This is a genomic window from Armatimonadota bacterium, from assembly GCA_017993055.1.
Classification (GTDB): Bacteria; Armatimonadota; UBA5829; order DTJY01; family DTJY01; genus JAGONM01.
Genome location: JAGONM010000025.1, coordinates 1 through 18,715, shown reverse-complemented (window position 1 = coordinate 18,715; position 18,715 = coordinate 1). Strand labels below are relative to the sequence as shown.

Annotated in this window: 33 protein-coding genes; all 33 read right to left on the bottom strand. The window is 59.5% G+C overall.

All coding sequences use genetic code 11. The annotated features are described in order from the left end of the window. Positions 1-9: 9 nt before the first annotated feature. On the bottom strand, positions 10-744 hold the full coding sequence (truA, locus tag KBC96_10415; protein ID MBP6964809.1) for a tRNA pseudouridine(38-40) synthase TruA: 735 nt from the start codon (positions 742-744) through the stop codon (positions 10-12). A gap of 12 nt (positions 745-756) precedes the next feature. Then, complete coding sequence (gene rplQ / locus KBC96_10410) at positions 757-1,113, bottom strand: 50S ribosomal protein L17 (protein ID MBP6964808.1); 357 nt, start codon at positions 1,111-1,113, stop codon at positions 757-759. Between the two features lie 27 nt (positions 1,114-1,140). Then, positions 1,141-2,196: a DNA-directed RNA polymerase subunit alpha gene (locus tag KBC96_10405; GenBank protein MBP6964807.1), complete on the bottom strand. Its 1,056-nt coding sequence runs from the start codon at positions 2,194-2,196 to the stop codon at positions 1,141-1,143. A gap of 124 nt (positions 2,197-2,320) precedes the next feature. Continuing rightward, on the bottom strand, positions 2,321-2,950 hold the full coding sequence (rpsD, locus tag KBC96_10400; protein ID MBP6964806.1) for a 30S ribosomal protein S4: 630 nt from the start codon (positions 2,948-2,950) through the stop codon (positions 2,321-2,323). 21 nt (positions 2,951-2,971) lie between these two features. Then, entirely contained in the window at positions 2,972-3,364 is a 393-nt protein-coding gene (gene rpsK / locus KBC96_10395) for a 30S ribosomal protein S11 (GenBank protein MBP6964805.1), read from the bottom strand. Positions 3,365-3,376: 12 nt separating this feature from the next. Then, positions 3,377-3,748 carry a 30S ribosomal protein S13 gene (rpsM, locus tag KBC96_10390; GenBank protein MBP6964804.1) on the bottom strand — a complete coding sequence of 124 codons (372 nt, stop codon included), beginning with the start codon at positions 3,746-3,748 and terminating at the stop codon, positions 3,377-3,379. 15 nt (positions 3,749-3,763) lie between these two features. Next, the gene (rpmJ, locus tag KBC96_10385) at positions 3,764-3,877 is read right to left on the bottom strand and encodes a 50S ribosomal protein L36 (protein MBP6964803.1); all 114 of its coding nucleotides are present in this window, start codon (positions 3,875-3,877) and stop codon (positions 3,764-3,766) included. A 112-nt stretch (positions 3,878-3,989) separates the two neighbouring features. Continuing rightward, positions 3,990-4,757, bottom strand: a complete 768-nt coding sequence (gene map, locus KBC96_10380) for a type I methionyl aminopeptidase (protein ID MBP6964802.1) — start codon at positions 4,755-4,757, stop codon at positions 3,990-3,992. Positions 4,758-4,797: 40 nt separating this feature from the next. Beyond that, entirely contained in the window at positions 4,798-5,430 is a 633-nt protein-coding gene (locus tag KBC96_10375; protein MBP6964801.1) for an adenylate kinase, read from the bottom strand. 2 nt (positions 5,431-5,432) lie between these two features. Next, positions 5,433-6,713, bottom strand: a complete 1,281-nt coding sequence (gene secY, locus KBC96_10370; protein ID MBP6964800.1) for a preprotein translocase subunit SecY — start codon at positions 6,711-6,713, stop codon at positions 5,433-5,435. 3 nt (positions 6,714-6,716) lie between these two features. Further along, the gene (rplO, locus tag KBC96_10365; protein MBP6964799.1) at positions 6,717-7,151 is read right to left on the bottom strand and encodes a 50S ribosomal protein L15; all 435 of its coding nucleotides are present in this window, start codon (positions 7,149-7,151) and stop codon (positions 6,717-6,719) included. 59 nt (positions 7,152-7,210) lie between these two features. Next, a complete protein-coding gene (rpmD, locus tag KBC96_10360; protein ID MBP6964798.1) occupies positions 7,211-7,387 on the bottom strand; it encodes a 50S ribosomal protein L30 in 177 nt (58 codons plus the stop codon). Further along, a complete protein-coding gene (rpsE, locus tag KBC96_10355) occupies positions 7,380-7,976 on the bottom strand; it encodes a 30S ribosomal protein S5 (protein MBP6964797.1) in 597 nt (198 codons plus the stop codon). Before rpsE ends, rpmD begins: the two co-directional genes overlap by 8 nt. A 10-nt stretch (positions 7,977-7,986) precedes the next feature. Then, complete coding sequence (locus KBC96_10350) at positions 7,987-8,346, bottom strand: 50S ribosomal protein L18 (GenBank protein MBP6964796.1); 360 nt, start codon at positions 8,344-8,346, stop codon at positions 7,987-7,989. Positions 8,347-8,366: 20 nt separating this feature from the next. Beyond that, positions 8,367-8,921, bottom strand: coding sequence for a 50S ribosomal protein L6 (rplF, locus tag KBC96_10345; protein ID MBP6964795.1), 555 nt, complete (start codon positions 8,919-8,921; stop codon positions 8,367-8,369). 12 nt (positions 8,922-8,933) lie between these two features. Continuing rightward, complete coding sequence (gene rpsH, locus KBC96_10340; protein ID MBP6964794.1) at positions 8,934-9,332, bottom strand: 30S ribosomal protein S8; 399 nt, start codon at positions 9,330-9,332, stop codon at positions 8,934-8,936. 158 nt (positions 9,333-9,490) lie between these two features. After that, the gene (locus KBC96_10335) at positions 9,491-9,676 is read right to left on the bottom strand and encodes a type Z 30S ribosomal protein S14 (protein MBP6964793.1); all 186 of its coding nucleotides are present in this window, start codon (positions 9,674-9,676) and stop codon (positions 9,491-9,493) included. A gap of 20 nt (positions 9,677-9,696) precedes the next feature. Continuing rightward, positions 9,697-11,778, bottom strand: coding sequence for an elongation factor G (gene fusA / locus KBC96_10330; protein MBP6964792.1), 2,082 nt, complete (start codon positions 11,776-11,778; stop codon positions 9,697-9,699). 12 nt (positions 11,779-11,790) lie between these two features. Further along, positions 11,791-12,333, bottom strand: coding sequence for a 50S ribosomal protein L5 (gene rplE / locus KBC96_10325; GenBank protein ID MBP6964791.1), 543 nt, complete (start codon positions 12,331-12,333; stop codon positions 11,791-11,793). A gap of 13 nt (positions 12,334-12,346) precedes the next feature. Next, positions 12,347-12,688, bottom strand: coding sequence for a 50S ribosomal protein L24 (gene rplX, locus KBC96_10320; GenBank protein MBP6964790.1), 342 nt, complete (start codon positions 12,686-12,688; stop codon positions 12,347-12,349). 14 nt (positions 12,689-12,702) lie between these two features. Continuing rightward, complete coding sequence (gene rplN / locus KBC96_10315; protein ID MBP6964789.1) at positions 12,703-13,071, bottom strand: 50S ribosomal protein L14; 369 nt, start codon at positions 13,069-13,071, stop codon at positions 12,703-12,705. 40 nt (positions 13,072-13,111) lie between these two features. Next, complete coding sequence (rpsQ, locus tag KBC96_10310) at positions 13,112-13,372, bottom strand: 30S ribosomal protein S17 (protein ID MBP6964788.1); 261 nt, start codon at positions 13,370-13,372, stop codon at positions 13,112-13,114. A gap of 5 nt (positions 13,373-13,377) precedes the next feature. Next, the gene (rpmC, locus tag KBC96_10305; GenBank protein ID MBP6964787.1) at positions 13,378-13,596 is read right to left on the bottom strand and encodes a 50S ribosomal protein L29; all 219 of its coding nucleotides are present in this window, start codon (positions 13,594-13,596) and stop codon (positions 13,378-13,380) included. Continuing rightward, positions 13,577-14,017: a 50S ribosomal protein L16 gene (rplP, locus tag KBC96_10300; GenBank protein MBP6964786.1), complete on the bottom strand. Its 441-nt coding sequence runs from the start codon at positions 14,015-14,017 to the stop codon at positions 13,577-13,579. The genes rpmC and rplP overlap by 20 nt, the downstream gene beginning before the upstream one ends. 2 nt (positions 14,018-14,019) lie before the next feature. Next, positions 14,020-14,820 (bottom strand): 30S ribosomal protein S3, encoded by an 801-nt coding sequence (gene rpsC / locus KBC96_10295; GenBank protein MBP6964785.1) that lies wholly within the window; start codon positions 14,818-14,820, stop codon positions 14,020-14,022. A 12-nt stretch (positions 14,821-14,832) separates the two neighbouring features. Further along, positions 14,833-15,360 carry a 50S ribosomal protein L22 gene (rplV, locus tag KBC96_10290; GenBank protein MBP6964784.1) on the bottom strand — a complete coding sequence of 176 codons (528 nt, stop codon included), beginning with the start codon at positions 15,358-15,360 and terminating at the stop codon, positions 14,833-14,835. Positions 15,361-15,431: 71 nt separating this feature from the next. Further along, positions 15,432-15,716, bottom strand: coding sequence for a 30S ribosomal protein S19 (rpsS, locus tag KBC96_10285; protein ID MBP6964783.1), 285 nt, complete (start codon positions 15,714-15,716; stop codon positions 15,432-15,434). A gap of 11 nt (positions 15,717-15,727) precedes the next feature. After that, a complete protein-coding gene (gene rplB / locus KBC96_10280) occupies positions 15,728-16,552 on the bottom strand; it encodes a 50S ribosomal protein L2 (GenBank protein ID MBP6964782.1) in 825 nt (274 codons plus the stop codon). 5 nt (positions 16,553-16,557) lie between these two features. After that, the gene (gene rplW, locus KBC96_10275; protein ID MBP6964781.1) at positions 16,558-16,848 is read right to left on the bottom strand and encodes a 50S ribosomal protein L23; all 291 of its coding nucleotides are present in this window, start codon (positions 16,846-16,848) and stop codon (positions 16,558-16,560) included. Further along, the gene (gene rplD / locus KBC96_10270) at positions 16,845-17,471 is read right to left on the bottom strand and encodes a 50S ribosomal protein L4 (protein MBP6964780.1); all 627 of its coding nucleotides are present in this window, start codon (positions 17,469-17,471) and stop codon (positions 16,845-16,847) included. Before rplD ends, rplW begins: the two co-directional genes overlap by 4 nt. A gap of 74 nt (positions 17,472-17,545) precedes the next feature. Beyond that, positions 17,546-18,163, bottom strand: coding sequence for a 50S ribosomal protein L3 (rplC, locus tag KBC96_10265; protein MBP6964779.1), 618 nt, complete (start codon positions 18,161-18,163; stop codon positions 17,546-17,548). Between the two features lie 94 nt (positions 18,164-18,257). Further along, positions 18,258-18,566 (bottom strand): 30S ribosomal protein S10, encoded by a 309-nt coding sequence (gene rpsJ, locus KBC96_10260; GenBank protein MBP6964778.1) that lies wholly within the window; start codon positions 18,564-18,566, stop codon positions 18,258-18,260. A gap of 23 nt (positions 18,567-18,589) precedes the next feature. Beyond that, positions 18,590-18,715: elongation factor Tu (tuf, locus tag KBC96_10255; GenBank protein ID MBP6964777.1), on the bottom strand; the 126-nt coding region annotated here is incomplete at its 5' end.

Genomic DNA, 18,715 nt, shown 5'->3' with positions numbered 1-18,715 from the left:
CTTATCTCCTCAGTATTCCACCTTGGTGAGACAGAGCCCTTGCGGGGGAGCGATCACTCCCGCCGCCCGCCTGTCGCATGCTTCGATCATCGCCGGAAGACTCTCGATTCGCCGTTTGCCCTGCCCAACCTCGACAAGAGCGCCAACGATCGCTCTTGCCATGCCCCGCAGGAATGCATTGGCCTTGATCACAAACCGAATCGCGTCCCCTTGTCGCAGCGCCCCGACACCTATTACGCGCCTGACAGTGCTTTCTCCGATACGCATGGGCATACCGAATGAAGCGAAATCCCTCGTTCCGACTAACGCCTGCGCCGCTTCCTGCATCAGATCCACGTCGAGCGGCTTGGAGACCTGCCACGCGTACCGCCCAAGAATCGCGGCCGGTTCCTCCCGGCTCAGAACGGTGTACACGTAGGTCCGGGACAGCGCCGAGCGCCTGGCATGGAAACTCTCATCTACTTCGACACAGCGCCTTATGCACAAATCCGCAGGCATCCGGTCATTCAGCACACAAACCAAGTTGGCCGTCGGGATCGGTCCCGGCACCTTGAAACTGACCACCTGCCCGACTGCATGCACACCGGCGTCCGTCCTGCCCGCTCCGATGACTGAAACTCGCTCGCCGAAGACGGACGCTGCAGCGTACTCCAGCTCGCCCTGAACCGTGCGCACGGACGACTGCTTCTGAAACCCGAAAAAACCCGTTCCGTCGTACTCAATCGTTGCCTTGACGTTGCGCACCTACGCCTCGGATCAGTCGGCAGCAAGCTCCAGCTTGACCATCGGCGCGGCGTCACCCCTCCGGAAGCCGATCTTCGTGATGCGGGTGTATCCGCCCGGTTTGCCCGAGAACTTGGGGGCGACGGTATCGAACAGGACCTTCACCAGGCCCTCATCGTTCAGCACGCGGCGGGCGAGCCTTCGAGAGTGCAAGTCGTTGGTCTTGGCAACGGTTATGACTTTCTCGGCGACTGCGCGGACGTCTTTGGCCCTGGTCTCAGTGGTGCGAATCTCGCCCCGCTCGATTAGGGCGCGCACCAATCCCTTGAGCAGCGCTCTCCGCTGACCGCTCGGCAACCCGAATTTTCGTCCCGCAACTCTGTGTCGCATGATTACAATCCCTTTCCTGCAGTATCTTTAAGCGGAGGAGCCGGCCTCTGCGGGAACTTCGTCAGTTCCGGAGTCCGCCTCGACCACCTCTGCGGCGACGGTCTCCTGCGCCAATGCTTGTTCGTCCCCACCGCTCCTGAGGCTCAGACCCATCTGCTCCAGTTTCTCCTTGACCTCGTTCAGCGACTTTCGTCCGAAGTTTCTTATGCCCATCAGTTCGGGTTCGCTGATCTGCACGAGTTCACCGATTGTAAGGACATTGGCCTTCTTCAGACAGTTGTAGGTGCGCACCGAGAAATCGAGTTCCTCGATCCGGGCTTCCGGGGCTCTCATCTCGGAATCATCACCGTAGATATCGTCGCCGTCGAATGCGTCTCCGACCCCACCTCCGGCGAAGTCCATGAACAGCCGCACCTGCCTGTCGAGAATCCTCGAGGCCTCTCCGAGGGCCTCGATCGGGAGGATTGTGCCGTTGGTCCAGATCTCGAGCACCAGCCGATCGTAGTCCGACCTATGGCCGACACGGGTCGGCTCGACGATGAAGTTGGCCCTGGTCACGGGCGTGAAGGCTGCGCCGACCGGTATAACACCGATCGTGGGCTTCACCTTCTCCTGCTTCTCGGGCAGCACGTACCCCTTGCCGAGTTCGACAGTCATCTCCATTGAGAGGGATGCCTTCTCGTCGCTGATAGTGGCAATATATGCCTCGGGATTGACCACCTCGACTCCGGCCGGAGTGCGGATGTCGGCGCCGGTCACCTCGCCCGCGCCTTTGAGATCAATCCAGATCGTCTTCGGCTCCTTCGCCGATCCGTCACGCTCCACCCTCACATGGATATCTTTCAAATTCAGAATGAGTTCCGTTGTGTCCTCTTTGACCCCGGGTATGGTGGAAAACTCGTGCAACACGCCGTCAATCTTGACGGATGTGATGGCAGCCCCGGTTATCGAGGAGAGCAGCACCCGGCGCAGGGCGTTTCCGAGAGTGACGCCGAACCCTCTGTCGAGCGGCTCCATGTCGAACTTGCCGTAGTTATCCTTTTGCTGCAGCATCTCAATCCGAGGCACGATCTGTTCCATGATATCTTCTCCAATCCCCAGCAACTGGGACTAACATCTACTCTTCCGGTTCGCAACTCTAACGACCGAAGAGCCGCGGGACACGCATGTTGGTCCTGCGGCTGACGGTCTGCGTGAGTATCCACCGCTATCTCGAATAGAACTCCACGATCAGGGTCTCGTGAACGTCGGTGTCAATCTCCTGACGGGTCGGAACCCGGATGATGGCGCCTCGCCTGGCTTCCGCGTTCGATTCCATCCACTCCGGAGTCCGCGCACCCGACGATGATTCCAGAGACTGCACGACCGGCTGAATGCCTCTGCTAGCCTCCTTGACCTCGACGACGTCACCGGGCTTCAGCATATACGAAGCGGTGTTCACCTTGCGGCCGTTTACCGTGAAGTGCGCGTGGCTGACCAGTTCGCGGGCCTGCCTGCGCGACGAGGCGAAACCGAGGCGGTAGACCGCGTTGTCCAGCCGAAGCTCAAGCAGTTGCAGCAGAACCTCGCCGGTGATGCCTACCTGCCGCATGGCCTCGCGCATGTAGCCTCGGAACTGGCCTTCAGTGACGCCGTATATGCGGCGCAGTTTCTGCTTCTCTCGAAGCTGCACGCCGTATTCTTTCACCTTCCTCCTGATGGCCTGACCGTGCTGACCCGGCGCGTAAGGCCTCCGCTCGAAGGCGCACTTTCTCGTATAACAGCGATCGCCCTTCAAGAAGAGCTTCGCGCCCTCTCGGCGGCAGAGCCTGCATACGGATTCTGCTGTTGCTACCATTGTCCTCTATCTCCTGAGCTCTTATACTCTGCGTCTCTTCGGCGGCCTGCATCCGTTGTGCGGGATCGGCGTGACATCCTTGATGGTGCTGACATCAAGCCCTACGGCCTGGAGCGACCTGATGGCTGTCTCGCGACCGGAGCCGGGCCCCTTCACGAAGACGTCCACCCGCTTGAGCCCATGTTCCATCGCCTTGCGCGCCGCCGACTCGGCTGCCAACTGCGCCGCGAACGGAGTGCCCTTCCTGGACCCCTTGAAACCTACGGTGCCCGCGCTGGCCCAAGAGATGACTTCGCCCTTCACATCCGCTATAGAGATAACGGTGTTATTGAAGGTAGATTTGATGTGGGCGATGCCCTGCGCGATGTTCTTCTTCTCTTTCTGCTTGCCTCTAGCCGATACTTTCTTAGCCAATCGCAGGCCTCCTTACTTCTTTCTTCGGACGCCGACGGTCCGTCTCGGGCCTTTTCTGGTACGAGCGTTTGTGCTCGTGCGCTGGCCTCGAACAGGCAGGCCACGGCGATGTCGCAGCCCACGATACGATCCGATCTCCATCAGGCGGCGAATGTTCAACGACACCTGCCGTTTCAGATCACCTTCAACGCGATAGTCGCGGTCTATCGTCTCCCTGATCTTGCTGATCTCCGACTCCGTGAGATCGCGCACATGCGTTGACGGGGCGACCCCAATCTCAGCCAGTATCTTCCTGCTGCTGGTGAGGCCTATCCCGAAGATATACGTCAGTGCCGTTTCGATGTTCTTGTCACGAGGGAGATCGACTCCCGCAATTCTAGCCAAGGGTATTACCTCCGTTCAGCCCTGTCGCTGCTTGTGCTTAGGTTTGTCGCAAATGACCCGAACTACGCGTTCGCGCCGGACTATCTTGCACTTATCACAGATCTTCTTGACCGATGCTCTTACTTTCACTTCACTGCCTCCAGAATCAACGCGACGGCCTCTCGCCCGACATCAGGCGGCTCGGCATCTGCCGCGACAAATGTTGATTATAGCCGATATCGGCCTATCATGCAAGCCCCTCTCACGACGGCAACCACCCATCCGAGAGGGTGAGTATGTCCGGATCGGATTCCGTGACATGAACCGTGTGCTCAAAGTGAGCGGACAACCTCCGGTCTCGGGTTACGATCGTCCACCGATCCGAGAGACCCTCTACCTGATGGCCGCCCACGTTCACCATCGGCTCTATCGCGAGTGTCATGCCGCTCTCGAGCAAAGGCCCCCGCCCCGGCTTTCCGAAGTTCGGCACCTGTGGCTCCTCGTGAAGGTCCAGGCCGATACCATGACCTACCAGATCCCGCACGACGGAGTATCCGCGCGTCTCGGCATGATGCTGAATCGCGTACGATATATCGGTCAGCCTGTTGCCCGCACGAGCCTGGTCTATCCCCTGAAAGAGCGATTCTCGTGCGACCTCCAACAGCCTGGACGCCTCGGCGGATACCTCACCCACCGGGACCGTGATCGCGGCGTCTCCGTGATAACCATCAACGATAGCGCCGAGATCCACTCCCACTATATCGCCTTCATTCAGTACGCGGCGGCCCGGAATGCCGTGCACGACCTCTTCATTCACGGCTACGCACAGCGCCTTGGGATACCCGCGATATCCCTTGAACGAAGGGACGGCGCCTCTGATCCGCAAGAAGTCCTCAGCCAGATCGTCGAGATCGCCGGTGGTCGTCTTGCCCGGAACAACAGACTCTGCGAGCATCGAGAGAGCTGCAGCCACTATTCGACCGGCAACGCGCATTTTCTCGATCTCGGCGCTCGACTTGATAATGATCATATTCGGACAACCAGCTTCCGGGCCGAACCAGCATCGCCTATCAGCGTCTCGCGAGTTCCGCCTGGACCAGATCGAATATCTCTTCGACGGTGCCCGTCGCGGGGATCGCCGCAAGTATCCCGGCTCGATCGTAGTAGTCTATCAAAGGTTCTGTCTGTGCGCGGTAGACCTGAAGCCTGCGCGCTATAGCCTCGGGCTGATCGTCATCTCTCGTGATCAGACGACCCCCGCAGAGACCGCACTCGTCGCCGTCCACCGCACCGAAGGTCGCTCCGCAGCGCTCACACACTCGTCTGCCGCCGAGCCTCCGGATCACCTCGTCATCAGGCACTTCGAAACTGATCACCCGGTCAAGCCGCCCACCACTGTAGGAGAGGGCCACGTCCAGAGCCTCCGCCTGCGCGACTGTGCGCGGGAAGCCGTCGAGCATATACCCCTTGGCGTACTCCGGCAGGCCGAGCCTCTCCGCCACGATACCGATCACGACATCGTCCGGCACGAGTTCGCCTGCGTCCATATATGACTTTGCCCGAACTCCGAGTTCGGTGCCCTGCTTGACCGCCGCCCGCAACATGTCCCCGGTGGAAATGTGCGCTATACCGTATTCCTTTGCGATGAGAGCGGCCTGGGTGCCCTTGCCCGCCCCCGGAGGGCCCAGCAGTATCAGCTTCATTGCTACTTGATGAATCCTTCGTAGTGCCTCATCAGCAGATGAGACTCGATAGCCTGCATCGTCTCCAGCGCAACGCCGACGACGATCAACAGTGAAGTGCCACCGACCAGGTAGAAGGTCTGAATCCCAGTGATGTGGGGCGACCAGTACTGCATCAGGGCGATAACGGCGAGGAACACCGCGCCGGCGAGGGTGATTCTCGACATGACCCTGTCAAGGAACTCCAGGGTCGGCTTGCCCGGTCTGATGCCCGGAATGAAACTGCCGTACTTCTTCAGATTGTCCGCGACGTCGCTCACATTGAACGTTACGGCCGTGTAGAAATACGTGAAGAATATGATCAGACCGGCATACAGCAGCGCAGCAAATATGTTGTCTCCGGGGTTGGACCACTTGGCAAACTGCTGGATGAACAGACTGAAACCGGTCGTCCCCTGGAAGAACGTCGCCAGCGTCTGCGGCAGCAACTGCAGAGAGATAGCGAATATGATAGGGATGACTCCGGCGGAGTTGACCCTGAGCGGCAGGAACGAAGACGACCCACCGTAGACCTTCTGGCCGACAACACGCTTCACATGCTGGATCGGAATCTTTCTCTGCGCCTGCTGGATGATGACGATGCCCACGACAGTCGCGAGAAACAGAAGTCCCATACCGGCGACCCGCACGGGGGCATATGCACCGCCGCGCATCGCGTCCAGGGTGTTCCACAGCTGAGGCGGCAGGCTGGCAACGATGCCGGCAAAGATGATCATCGAAACGCCATTGCCGATGCCTCTGTCGGTGATCTGCTCGCCAACCCACATCAGGAAGGCCGTTCCCGCTGTAAGGGTCACCACGATCTGGATGAACGTCATCGGGTTGACATCCAGGATGCCCATGCCCATCAGCATCTTGTTCATCCCTGTCGCCTGGAAGGCGGCCAATACACCGGTCAGGTACCTTGTGTACTGGGAAATCTTCTTCCGCCCATGCTCGCCTTCCTTGGCCAGAGCCTCAAGGCTCGGGATGGCGATCGTCAGGAGCTGCATGATAATCGAAGCGTTGATGTACGGAGCGATCCCCATAGCGAAGATCGTATACTTCTTCAGAGCCCCGCCCGAGAACACATCGAGCATTCCGAGAACGCCGCCCTGCTCGAACAGCTTCGCCATGGCCTCTCTGTTGATTCCCGGCACCGGAATGTGCAGACCTAGAACGAAGACGGCGAACATCGCGAATACGAACAGAATTCGCTTTCTAAGGTCGGGAAGCTTGAAGGCTGCGATCAGTGATGCCAGCATGCTTTACAGTACCTCCGTAGTGCCACCCTGCGCCTTGATCTTCTCCTCGGCGCTCTTGCTGAAATGATGCGCTCGCACGGTAACGGCGCGGCCGATGTCGCCGCGGCCGAGAACTCGCAGACCGCACTTGAGTGACTTGACGACGCCCTTCTTGACGAGAAGATCGGGGGTTATGACCTCGTCTTCGATCTTCGCCAAGACATCGAGATTCACAACGGCGTATTCCTTCCTGAATATGTTGTTGAACCCACGGGTGTGCGGAACCCGGCGATGCAGAGGAGTCTGGCCGCCCTCGAATCCGACGCGTACCTTCGTCCTGGCCTTCTGGCCCTTGTGGCCCTTGGTCGCGGTCTTGCCGCGCCCCGACCCTATGCCTCGCCCCACTCGCTTTCGCTCTCGTACCGATCCCTCCGCGGGTCTGAGTTCACTGAGTTTCAAAATCTGCCTCCTGGATAGCTGGACTGGGTCGCGGGTCTGACTGCCGACCCAATAGGATATCAGTCTACCTGTTCGACTTCCAACATGTGCGTGATCTTACGGATCATTCCGCGTATCTGCGGGTTGTCCGGCTTGATGGTGGACGAGTTGAGCTTGCCCAGCCCGAGCGCCTTGACGGTCAGCTTCTGGGTCTTCTCATATCCGATCGGGCTCTTTCGCAGGGTGATCTTAAGCATTCTCTCCGCCCTCCGCAACTTCGACGACCGACTCCTCTTCCTCAACTGCAGGGGCCTCAGCAGTCTGGGCCATCGTCCTCAGCACGCCCCTGGGAAGAAGCTCCTCGATGGTCTTCCCTCTCATCCGAGCGACCTCCTCGGCCCTCTTCAGCTGTCGGAGCCCGTCCATGGTCGCATGGGCCGTGTTGATGGCATTCGGGGAGCCGAGTGACTTGCCGAGCACGTCACGGACACCCGCAACCTCGAGTATAGCCCTGACCGATCCACCAGCTACGACTCCGGTTCCCGGAGAGGCGGGCTTCATCAGCACGAGGGACGAACCGGCCTTTCCCTGAACCTGATGGGGAATGCTCGAACCGACGAAGGGGACCTCTACGAGGTTCTTCTTCGCATCTTCCATGCTTTTTCGCACGGCGTCCGGCACACTCCGCGCCTTGCCCAGGCCGATGCCGACGTGTCCGTTGTGATCCCCGACGACGGAGAGAACGCTCCAACTGAGGGTACGTCCACCCTTGTGGGTCTTCTGCACCTTGTTTGTGCGGATGACGCGCTCTTCGAGGTCGAGCATGTCTGCTTTGATCTTCGGCATAGAAATCCTCCTAGAACTCGAGACCGCCGGATCGGGCGGCTTCGGCGAGCGTCTTCACTCTGCCGTGGAAGATGTACCCACCGCGGTCGAAGACGACCTGCTTGATGCCCTTCTCCTGGGCACGCTTCGCCACCAGTTCGCCGACAGCCTTGGCTGCCTCGACGTTGCCGCCGCTCTTGATCTGTCCCTTGACTTCGGGATCGAGCGTCGAGGCGGACACGACGGTTCTGCCGTCCTCATCGTTCACGATTTGAGCATAGATGTTGTTCAGGCTGCGATAGACGTTCAGGCGGGGTCTATCGGGAGTACCCGAAACCTTCTTGCGGACACGAGAGTGTCTGGCCTGGCGCAATTCCTTTCGATTTGCCATGGATTCTGAGCCTCCCCCGACTAGACCTTGCCGCTCTTACCCGCCTTGCGGCGAACGACCTCGGTCGAGTATCTGATGCCTTTGCCCTTATAGGGCTCGGGCTTGCGTATCGCTCTGATTTCGGCGGCCTGCTGGCCGACGACCTGTTTGTCAATGCCGCGAACCTTGACGAGCGGCAGCCTGGTATTCGTCTCCTGGCCCACCTCGAACTCGATACCGGGTCTTGGCGTGACATCAACCGGATGAGAGTAGCCCACCTGTAGATTCAGGCTCGCACCGTTCATCTGCGCGCGGTAGCCCACCCCGTGAACTTCGAGCACCTTCTCGTAACCCTTGGTGACTCCCTCCACCATATTTGCGATTATGGTTCTGGTCAACCCGTGGAGCGACCTGTGCATCTTCTCTTCCGACGGGCGCTGGACGAGAACCTGACCATCCTCGATCTTCACGATCATGTCGGGATGGAAGCTCTTGGTCAGGGTGCCCTTCGGTCCCTTGATGGTGAGTTCACCCTCACCGATCTGCACGTCAACTCCGCCGGGAATAGGAATCGGCATCTGGCCTATTCTCGACATAGCTAAACCCTCCTACCAAACATAACAGAGAACCTCGCCGCCGACCCGCAGCTTTCGGGCCTCGCGGTCGGTAATGACACCCCGGGATGTGCTTATGATGGCGATTCCAAGGCCGCCCAACACTCGCGGAAGGTCCCCCTTCTTCGAGTAGACACGGAGCCCGGGCTTGCTGACGCGCTTCAGGTTCGTTATGACCTTCTCCTTGCGCGGGCCGTACTTCAGGGCGATCCTAATCCTGTTCTGCGACTTATCCTTCACCAGCTCGTGGCTCTTGATGAACCCTTCCGACTGGAGTATCGTGACGATCTCCGAGATGAGCCGGGACGCGGGCACTTCCACATAGTCGTGGCCCGCGGAGTTCGCATTGCGGATTCTGGTCAAGAGATCCGCAATCGGGTCTGTGACTGCCATGTATCTTCCTCCATGCGCCTGGGCACCAGGTCCGCGGCGATGATTCGCGCGTCCATGCCCGGTTCGCTCTTCCGACACGCCGAACATCGGCCGTCGGCGTCCCATGTTCTACCGGTTCAGTAGCCGATGTTTCGACACTACCAACCGGCGACAGGGACCTACCAGCTCGATTTGGTCACGCCGGGGATGAGTCCCTGGTGCGCCAGTTCCCTGAAACAAATCCTGCAGATGCCGAACTTCCGGATGAAACCGCGCGGCCGGCCGCAGAGTCTGCACCGGTTGTACCTACGAACCTTGAACTTCGGCGTCCGCTTGCATTTCTCGATGAGTGCCTGTTTCGCCAAGTGAACTCGTCTCCTTGCTGCTATTCCTCAGCCTTTTCCTTCTTGCGTTGCTCGATTATCTGCTGTGCCTGATGCGCCGGCACCTGCTCGTAGTGCGACGGCTCTATCTTGAATGTGCCGCGTCCCCTCGCGATGGAGCGCAAATCTATGGCGTATCTCTGCATCTCGGACTGCGGAACGGTGCCTCGGATACGCTGCTTCCCGCCGCCGATCTGCTCCATGCCCAAGATGCGACCCCGCTTGCCGTTCAGGTCTCCGATGATGTCGCCCATGAACTCCTCGGGCACGATGACTTCGACGTTGACGATCGGCTCGAGTAGGACCGGGCCGCATTTCTCCGCCGCCGCCTGGAAGGCCAGGATACCCGCCATCTTGAACGCCATTTCCGAGGAGTCCACCGTGTGAAACGAGCCGTCATAGACGATCGCTCGCACGTCTACAACCGGATAGCCCGCCAGGAAGCCTCGATCCATTGCCTCGCGAATGCCCTTCTCGACTGCAGGTATGTACTGGCGGGGTATGGAGCCGCCGACAACCTGATCAACAAACTCGAAGCCCTCACCCTTTTCGCGCGGCTGCAACTCGACCCACGCGTCGCCATACTGGCCCCGGCCGCCCGTCTGTTTCTTGTGCTTGCCCTGGGCCTTCGCACCCATCGTAATGGTTTCTCGATAGGGAATCCTGGGCAGGGCAGTCTCGACTTCGACTCCGAACTTCCTCTTCAGGCGATCTACGATAATGTCCACGTGCGTCTCGCCCATACCCGAGACGAGCGTCTCCGAAGTCTCGACCTCTCGGCGGTAATGGAACGTCGGATCCTCGTCAGCAAGCTTGGCGAGACCGGGACCGAGCTTGTCCTCATCCGTCTTGGTCTTGGCGAAGATCGCCACCGAGTAGATCGGCGCGGGAAACTCTATCGGTACATACTTGATCGGCCTGGCCTTGTCGCACAGAGTGTCGCCGGTAGACGTCTCCGCCAGCTTCGCGACTGCCGCGATGTCGCCGGCGTGGACCTCCGGCGTGGCTTCCTGGTTCTTGCCTCGCAGGAAGTAGACCTGTCCGACACGCTCCTCGGATCCCTTCGTCGAATTAAACACGTGCGAATCGGACTTGAGCACTCCGGAGTAGACCCTGAAGTACGTCAACTTGCCGACATACGGGTCCGCCAGTGTCTTGAAGACGAGCGACGAGTACGGCTCGGAATCGGCCGGTTTCCGCTCTTCCTCGGCGCCGGACTGCGGGTTGGTCCCCTTGGCCGCAGGCATGTCAGCCGGTGAAGGGAAGTTCTCCACTATCATATCCATCACACCCGAAGCCCCAATGTTCTTTGCAGCCGAACCGCAGAACACCGGAACGACCTTACCCGCCTTGACGCCGAGCATCAGACCGCGCGCGATCTCCTCGTTCGAGAGCGTCTCACCCTCGAGATACTTGTTGAGCAGATCGTCGTCATTCTCAGCCGCGGCCTCGATCAGCCCCTCGCGGCATCGCTGCACGGTGTCGGCCATATCGGCGGGGATCTCACCTGCAACAGCCTGCTTGCCGGCACCGGTCACCGCCTTCATGGAAACCAGATCCACATAGCCCTTGAAGCTGTCCTGCGAGCCGATCGGCAGCCAGACCGGGACGACTCGGTTGCCGAACCGCACCTTCATAGCATCGGCGACCGCGAAGAAATCAGCGTTCTCCCGTTCCATCTTGTTGACGAAGAAGGCCCTTGTGATTCCGCATTCATTTGCGAAATCCCAAGCCGTCTCGGTGCCGACCTCCACACCGGAAACCGCGCAGACGACGATAAGTGCGCTCTCAACAATCCTCATCGCGCCCTTCACGTCGCCGACGAAGTCGGCGTACCCGGGAGTGTCTATCAAATTGATCTTGGAGTTCTTCCACTCGCACGGCGCGAGAGAAGCGTTGATACTGATCTTGCGCTTGATCTCGTCCTGGTCATAGTCCGAAGCAGTTGACCCATCATCCACCTTGCCCAACCGGTCAACGGCACCGGCATCAAACAGAAGGGCCTCCGTGAGGGAGGTCTTGCCACATCCGCCGTGCCCGGCGAGCGCAATATTCCTGATGGATTCAGCCGTGTATGCCTTCACGTCGTGCTCCTTCTATCGCTCTCTGAAAGGCATGCCAATCGCCTTGAGCAGAGCGCGAGCCTCCTCGTCCGTCCGGGCCGTCGTCGTGATGATGACATCCATGCCCCGCACTTTGTCAACGCTATCGTAGTCAATCTCCGGAAAGATGAGTTGTTCCTTGAGTCCCATCGCGAAGTTCCCCCGACCGTCAAACGAGTCCGGGTTCACCCCGCCAAAGTCGCGGACTCTCGGCAGCGTGACGTTGACCAGCTTGTCGAGGAACTCGTACATGCGGGAACCGCGCAGGGTGACCTTCGTGCCAATGCGCATGCCCTCGCGAATCTTGAAGTTCGCGATTGACTTCTTCGCCCTGGTGATGACGGGCTTCTGCCCGGCAATCAGCGTAAGGTCGCGCACCGCTCCGTCCAGCAGCTTCGGGTCCTGAACCGCCTGACCGACGCCCATATTGATGACGACGCTTTGCACCCTCGGCGCCTGCATGACGCTAGTGTAGTTGAACTGCTTCACGAGCGCAGGGACGATTTCGTTCTTGTATCTGTCTTTGAGTCGTGCCACTTCTCAAGCCCCCTCAGATCTCATCCACATATTCTTTGCAGCGCTTGCACACGCGGGTATGCTTTCCCTCGACGCGCTCACTGCCGACGCGGGAAGCCTCGCCGCAACGCGGGCATATGAGCATGACCTTACCGATCGGCATCGGCGCCGGCTTGGTGATGCGACCGGTCTGGGTCTGCGGGGTAGCCCTGGTCTTCGAACTCTGCCTCGGCTTCTGATGCCTGGTCACCATGTTGATGCCGTCTATGATGACCTGTCCCTTCTCGGGAAGCGTCTGGATGACCTTGCCCTTGCTTCCTTTGTCCTTGCCGGCCAACACCTTGACCTGGTCGCCTTTTCTGATCCTTGTCTTCATCTCAGTTGCCTCGCCTAAAGTACCTCGGGCGCCAGCGAAATGATCTTCATGAAGTTCTTCTCACGAAGTTCCCTGGCTACCGGCCCGAATATCCGAGTGCCACGGGGCTCTCCGGCCTGGTTGATGACTACAGCCGCATTGTCGTCGAATCGCAGAGTAGAGCCGTCCGACCGGCGAAGCGGCTTCTTGGTGCGGACCACGACTGCCCTGATGACCTCGCCCTTTTTGACTCCCGCCCCAGGCGTCGCCGACTTCACGGTTCCCACGATCGTATCGCCGACGTCGGCGAACTGGTTGTTCGAACCCTTGAGCACTCTGATGCACATGATCTCTCTGGCGCCCGAGTTGTCGGCTGCTTTCACACGTGTATAGGGCTGTATCATTGCTCGTTACTCCTCTAAGACCGGCACAGAGGCGCGGCCACTACTTGGCTTTCTCTACGACACGAACGACTCTCCACCGCTTCTCGCGGCTGATAGGCCTCGTCTCCATGATCTCCACTAGATCGCCGAGCGCGGCCTGGTTGGACTCGTTGTGCGCCTTGAACTTCTTGGTGCGCCTCATGATCCGACCGTAGAGCGGATGGCGAATCCGTGACTCAATAGCGACGACGACGGTCATATCCATCTTATCACTTATGACTCGTCCGCTTCGGACCTTGCGTCTGCCTCTGACTTCATCCATGGTTATCATCGTCCTTTCGCCGCTTCGAGTTCTTTCTCCCGAAGGATGGTCAATATCCTCGCGATGTTCTTTCGTAGTTCGGAGATTCGCTTTGGGTTCTCCAACTGCTTCATCGCCGACTGCCGACGGGCCATGAACAGGCTCTTCCTTTCGTCCTGGAGCAGTCGCTCGAGATCGGTCGCGGAAGAGTGGCGAAGCTGTTCTCTATGCTGAGCTACTTTCATGAACCTCACCCAGATCCTTCTTCGTAACGAACTTGGTTGCAATCGGCAACTTGTGAGACGCAAGCCTCATGGCTTCCTTGGCCAGTTCCTCGTTTACTCCCGCCATTTCGAAGAGAACGCGGCCCGGCTTGATGACCGCAACCCAGACTTCGGGAGCGCCCTTGCCGGATCCCATTCTGGTTTCGGCCGGCTTCTTCGTTACTGACTTGTCCGGAAAGACGCGGATCCATATCTGGCCGCCTCTCTTGACGTGTCTCGTCATGGCAACTCTGGCGGCCTCTATCTGATTGCTGGTGAGCCAGCAGGATTCGAGCGCCTGCAGACCGAACTCGCCAAAATCTATGTTCGTCCCGCCCTTCGCCTTGCCGGCGCGCGAGCCTCGATGCATCTTGCGATGCTTGACCTTCTTGGGCATCAACATGTCTAGCTACCACCCTCCGTCTGGCCCTGTGACCCGCCCCTTCTGCCGCCGCCACGACCTCTCCCGGAACCGCCGCGCATGCCACCACCGCCACCACCGCGGCGCTCACCTCTCGGGTAGCGCGGCGGCATCGGCGGGCCCTCAGGGACACTGGGAGTGAGAAGATCGCGCTTCTCACCGGGCAGCACATCGCCCCGATAGATCCACACCTTGATGCCGATGTTGCCGTAGGTGGTTGCCGCCTCGGCGAATCCATAATCTATGTCTGCGCGCAGCGTATGCAGCGGAATCTTGCCCTGCTTGTCGGACTCACGGCGGGCGATCTCCGCTCCGCCGAGTCTTCCCGAACACTGAATCTTGATTCCCTTGGCGCCCATACGCATCGTCCGCTGGATTGACTGGCGCATCGCTCTTCGGAACGCGATCCGCTTCTCTATCTGCCCGGCGATATTCTCGGCGACGAGCTGGCCGTCAACCTCGGGCCGGCGGACCTCCTGCACGTTGACATGCACCTGCTTGCCGGTCATCTTCTCAAGAATGGCCCTCAGGTCGTCGACACCCTTGCCGCCTCGCCCTATGATAATGCCGGGGCGCGCGGTGTGCAGGGTCAGCTTCACGCGGTTTGCGGCGCGCTCTATCTCTATCCTGGAGATGGCGGCGGCAAACAGCGTCTTCTTGATGAACTTCCGCAGTTTGAAGTCTTCCACCAGAGCGTCCGCGAAACCCTTATCGGCGTACCACTTGCTGTCCCATTCTCTGATAACACCGATCCGAAAACCTATGGGATGAATCTTCTGACCCATAATATCTCCCCTTTACTCTTCCACCGCATCGGGAGTCGTTTCTCCCTGAGCCGCCGAAGCCTCGGTCTTCTTCTCCGCCTTCTTCTCCTTCGGCACGCGCTTTGGAGCGGCGGCCTTGGGAGCGGCAGGCTCGGTCTTTGCCCGCGCCGGCTTTCGACCCTTCGCCTTGGTCTTGGCCTTGGTCGCGGCGACCTCTTTCCTGAGAGCCTCATCCTCGGATACGAGCACCGTAATGTGGCTTGTCCTCTTCACGATGCGGTACGCGCGACCCATCGCCCGCGGCTGAATGCGCTTCAGCGTGGGCCCCTGGTCTACGTATGCGCCGGACAGCCGAAGTACGTCGCGATCCATGCTGTAGTTGTTCACCGCGTTTGCGACAGCCGACTCAACAAGCCTCTCGATGTACCGGGCGGCCCGGTTCGGTATGAACTTCAGCGTGGCGAGCGCATCCTGCGCGCTCTTCCCGCGTACTGTGTCCAACACCAATCGTGCTTTCCTCGGCGGCACCCTCAGGTAACGACCGATTGCCTTAGCATCCATTGCGTCCTCCAAACCTGCAACGGCAGGCAGTTACGGTAGTCGTCGGGCCTATCACAAGACCCGAGCGCGGCCTACCTCAGAGAGGTTGACCTCTCCGTATGCCCACTATGTCCTCTGAACGTCCTCGTCGCCGCAAACTCACCGAGCTTGTGCCCGACCATGTTCTCCGTGATGAAGATAGGCACGTGTTTCCTTCCATCGTGTATCGCGATGGTGTGCCCGATCATCATCGGGAAGATCGTGGATCGGCGAGACCAGGATTTGATGATCCGCTTCTCGCCCTTCGCGTTCATATCCTCGATCTTCTTCAGCAACTTGGCTTCAGCGTAGGGTCCTTTTTTCAGTGATCTAGCCACTTGGTTACGTCCTACTTCCTTCTCTTGACGATGAACTTGTCAGTCGTCTTGTTGCGCCTCGTCTTCCGGCCCTGAGCGATCTTGCCCCAAGGGGTCATCGGGCTCTTTCGACCTACAGGCGACTTGCCCTCACCACCGCCGTGGGGATGGTCCCTCGGGTTCATGACAACCCCGCGTACCGTCGGGCGAATCCCGAGGTGGCGAGATCTCCCGGCCTTGCCTAGCGCGATGTTCTCGTGCTCGACATTGCCGACCTGGCCTATGGTCGCGCGATTGGTCTGCAAAACGAGCCGCATCTCGGAGGACGGCAGTCTCACGAGACAGTACTTGCCCTCCTTCGCCATGAGCTGTGCTCCGGCGCCGGCGCTTCGCACGAGTTGACCGCCCTTGCCGGGCCTCAACTCGATGTTGTGAATGATCGTACCGACCGGAATGTTGTTCATCGGCAGCACGTTCCCGGGTTTGATGTCCGCGGCTTCGCCGGAGATAACATCATCGCCTACCTGCAGACCCAGCGGCGCGAGGATATACCTCTTCTCGCCGTCCGCATAGTTCAGCAGCGCGATCCTGGCCGACCGGTTGGGATCGTATTCTATGGTGGCCACCTTGGCCGGTATGTCCACCTTATCCCGTTTGAAGTCTATGATCCTGTACAGACGCTTGTGTCCCCCGCCTTTGTGGCGGCAGGTCACGCGCCCGCTGTTGTTACGACCGCCGGTCTTCTTCAGCGGTCTCGTTAGCGACTTCTCCGGTTCGCTGGCCGTTAGCTCCTCAAAGGACGAAACCGTGGCGTATCTTCTACCCGGTGATGTCGGTTTGAACTTCTTGATTGCCACTAGTGTCACATCCCTTCGAAAATGTCGAGGGTCTGTCCGGACTTCAGTGTGACGATCGCCTTCTTCCAGTCGGGCTTTCTACCCTCCGGATGACGACCGACTCTCCTAGTCTTCCCTCGAACCGTGACAGTGTTGACCTTGTCAACCTTCACGCTGAAGATCGCTTCTACTGCGTGAGCGATCTCAACCTTGTTTGCGTCCTTGCTGACGCGAAAAGTGTATTTGCCTGCTGCAGCCGAGTCAACGCTCTTTTCCGTTACCAGAGGCTTCTCGATGATCTCGTAAGGGCTCTTCATTTCGCATGAACCTCCTGGATCGTGTCCAGAGCGGCCTTGGTCACGACCACCTGATCCGCGTTGAGGAGATCGTAGGACGAAACCGACGGCGCTATTCGCACCTGCACCCAAGGTATGTTCCTGAGCGACTTGATCAGTGTCTGGTCCGGATCGCTGAGCACGAGCAGGGTCTTCCCGTTCGCGCCGATCTTCGTGAGAATCTCGGCGCACTTCCTCGTGCTGATGCTCTCGAGCGTCAACTGGTCCAGGACTATGATGGCCTTGTCCGCAGCCTTCGATGAGAACGCCGACCTCAGCGCGAGTCTCCGCATCTTCTTAGGGAGGTCAACGTCATGGCTTCTCGGATGCGGGCCGAAGACAACGCCGCCATGCCGGTAGTGCGGGGCGCGAATGCTGCCCTGCCTGGCGCGGCCGGTCCCCTTCTGGCGATACGGTTTTGCTCCACCACCGGCAACCTCCGCACGTGTCAAGGTATCGTGCGTGCCCTGCCGACACTTAGCGAGATGAGCAACGACGGCCTGATGCATCACAGGCACGTTGACCTCAATCCCGAAAAGCTGCGGCTTCAGATTCGTTTGCCCTACCTTGGTCCCCTCAGAGTCTACTATGTCCACTCTGGGCATGACTTGTCCTCCGTCTCACTACACTCCGAACCGGCGGGTCGCCTGCGGCTTCCCACAGTGCGCCGCCGGGATCGCTACATCTTGGCGACTATGACCAAACCCCCGTTTGCGCCGGGAACGGCACCCTTGATCAGGAGCAGGTTCTTCTCGGCGTCCGCGCGCACCACCGTCAGGCCACGGGTCGTAACGGTCTCTCCACCCATTCGGCCGGGCCGCTTGACGCCCTTGAAGGTGCGAGCTGCATCGGTTGCACCGCCGGACTGCGGCTTGCGGTGGATCATCGAGCCGTGAGTCATGTCCGCACCGTGGAAGTGCCATCTCTTTACGGCACCGGCGAACCCTTTGCCCTTAGACACACCGGTCACGCTGACCTTGTCTCCGGCGCCGAAGATATCCACCTTGTACTCCTGGCCGAGCGCCATATCGCCGGCGTCTTCCACGCGGAACTCCCGCAGATAACGCTTCGGTGCGACGCCTGCCTTTTTCAGGTGTCCGGCGGCGGGCTTCGTCAGGCGCTTTTCAGCGATATCACCAAAGCCGACCTGCACGGCTGTGTAACCGTCAGTCTGCTCTGTGCGTATCTGCGTGACTACAGCTGGGCCGGCTTCAATGACGGTCACGGGTACAACACTCCCGTCCTCGCTGAAGACCTGGGTCATTCCGACCTTCTTGCCGACTATGGAACTGACCATGTTCGTATCCCTTCTTACTTCCACGGGAGCGGTCACCCACGGCTGCCTCGACATTACAGCCGCCGTGCCTACCGTAAGCGCATCACTCCCGCAACTAGAGCTTGATCTCGATGTCTACGCCACTCGGCAGATCCAGCCGCATCAATGCGTCGATGGTCTTGGGACCCGGCTCGAGTATGTCTATGAGCCGTTTGTGCGTCCGCATCTCGAAGTGCTCCATGGACTCCTTGTCAATGTTCGGTGCCCTGTTCACACAAAAGATGTCCTTCTCAGTCGGCAAGAGCACCGGGCCGGAGATACGCGCACCCGTCCTGCGGGCCGTCTCTACGATCCGCTCCGCCGACTGATCCAGAATCCGATGGTCAAACGCCTTCAGCCGAATCCTGACCTTTTCCTTACGCATAGAACGATCCTCCGGTACTAAACCTACTCGATAACCGCGGAGACGACTCCCGCTCCCACGGTGTGGCCGCCCTCTCGGATCGCAAACCGCAGCCCCTCTTCCATCGCGATCGGCTGGATCAGCGTTCCCTCCAGCGAGACGTTGTCTCC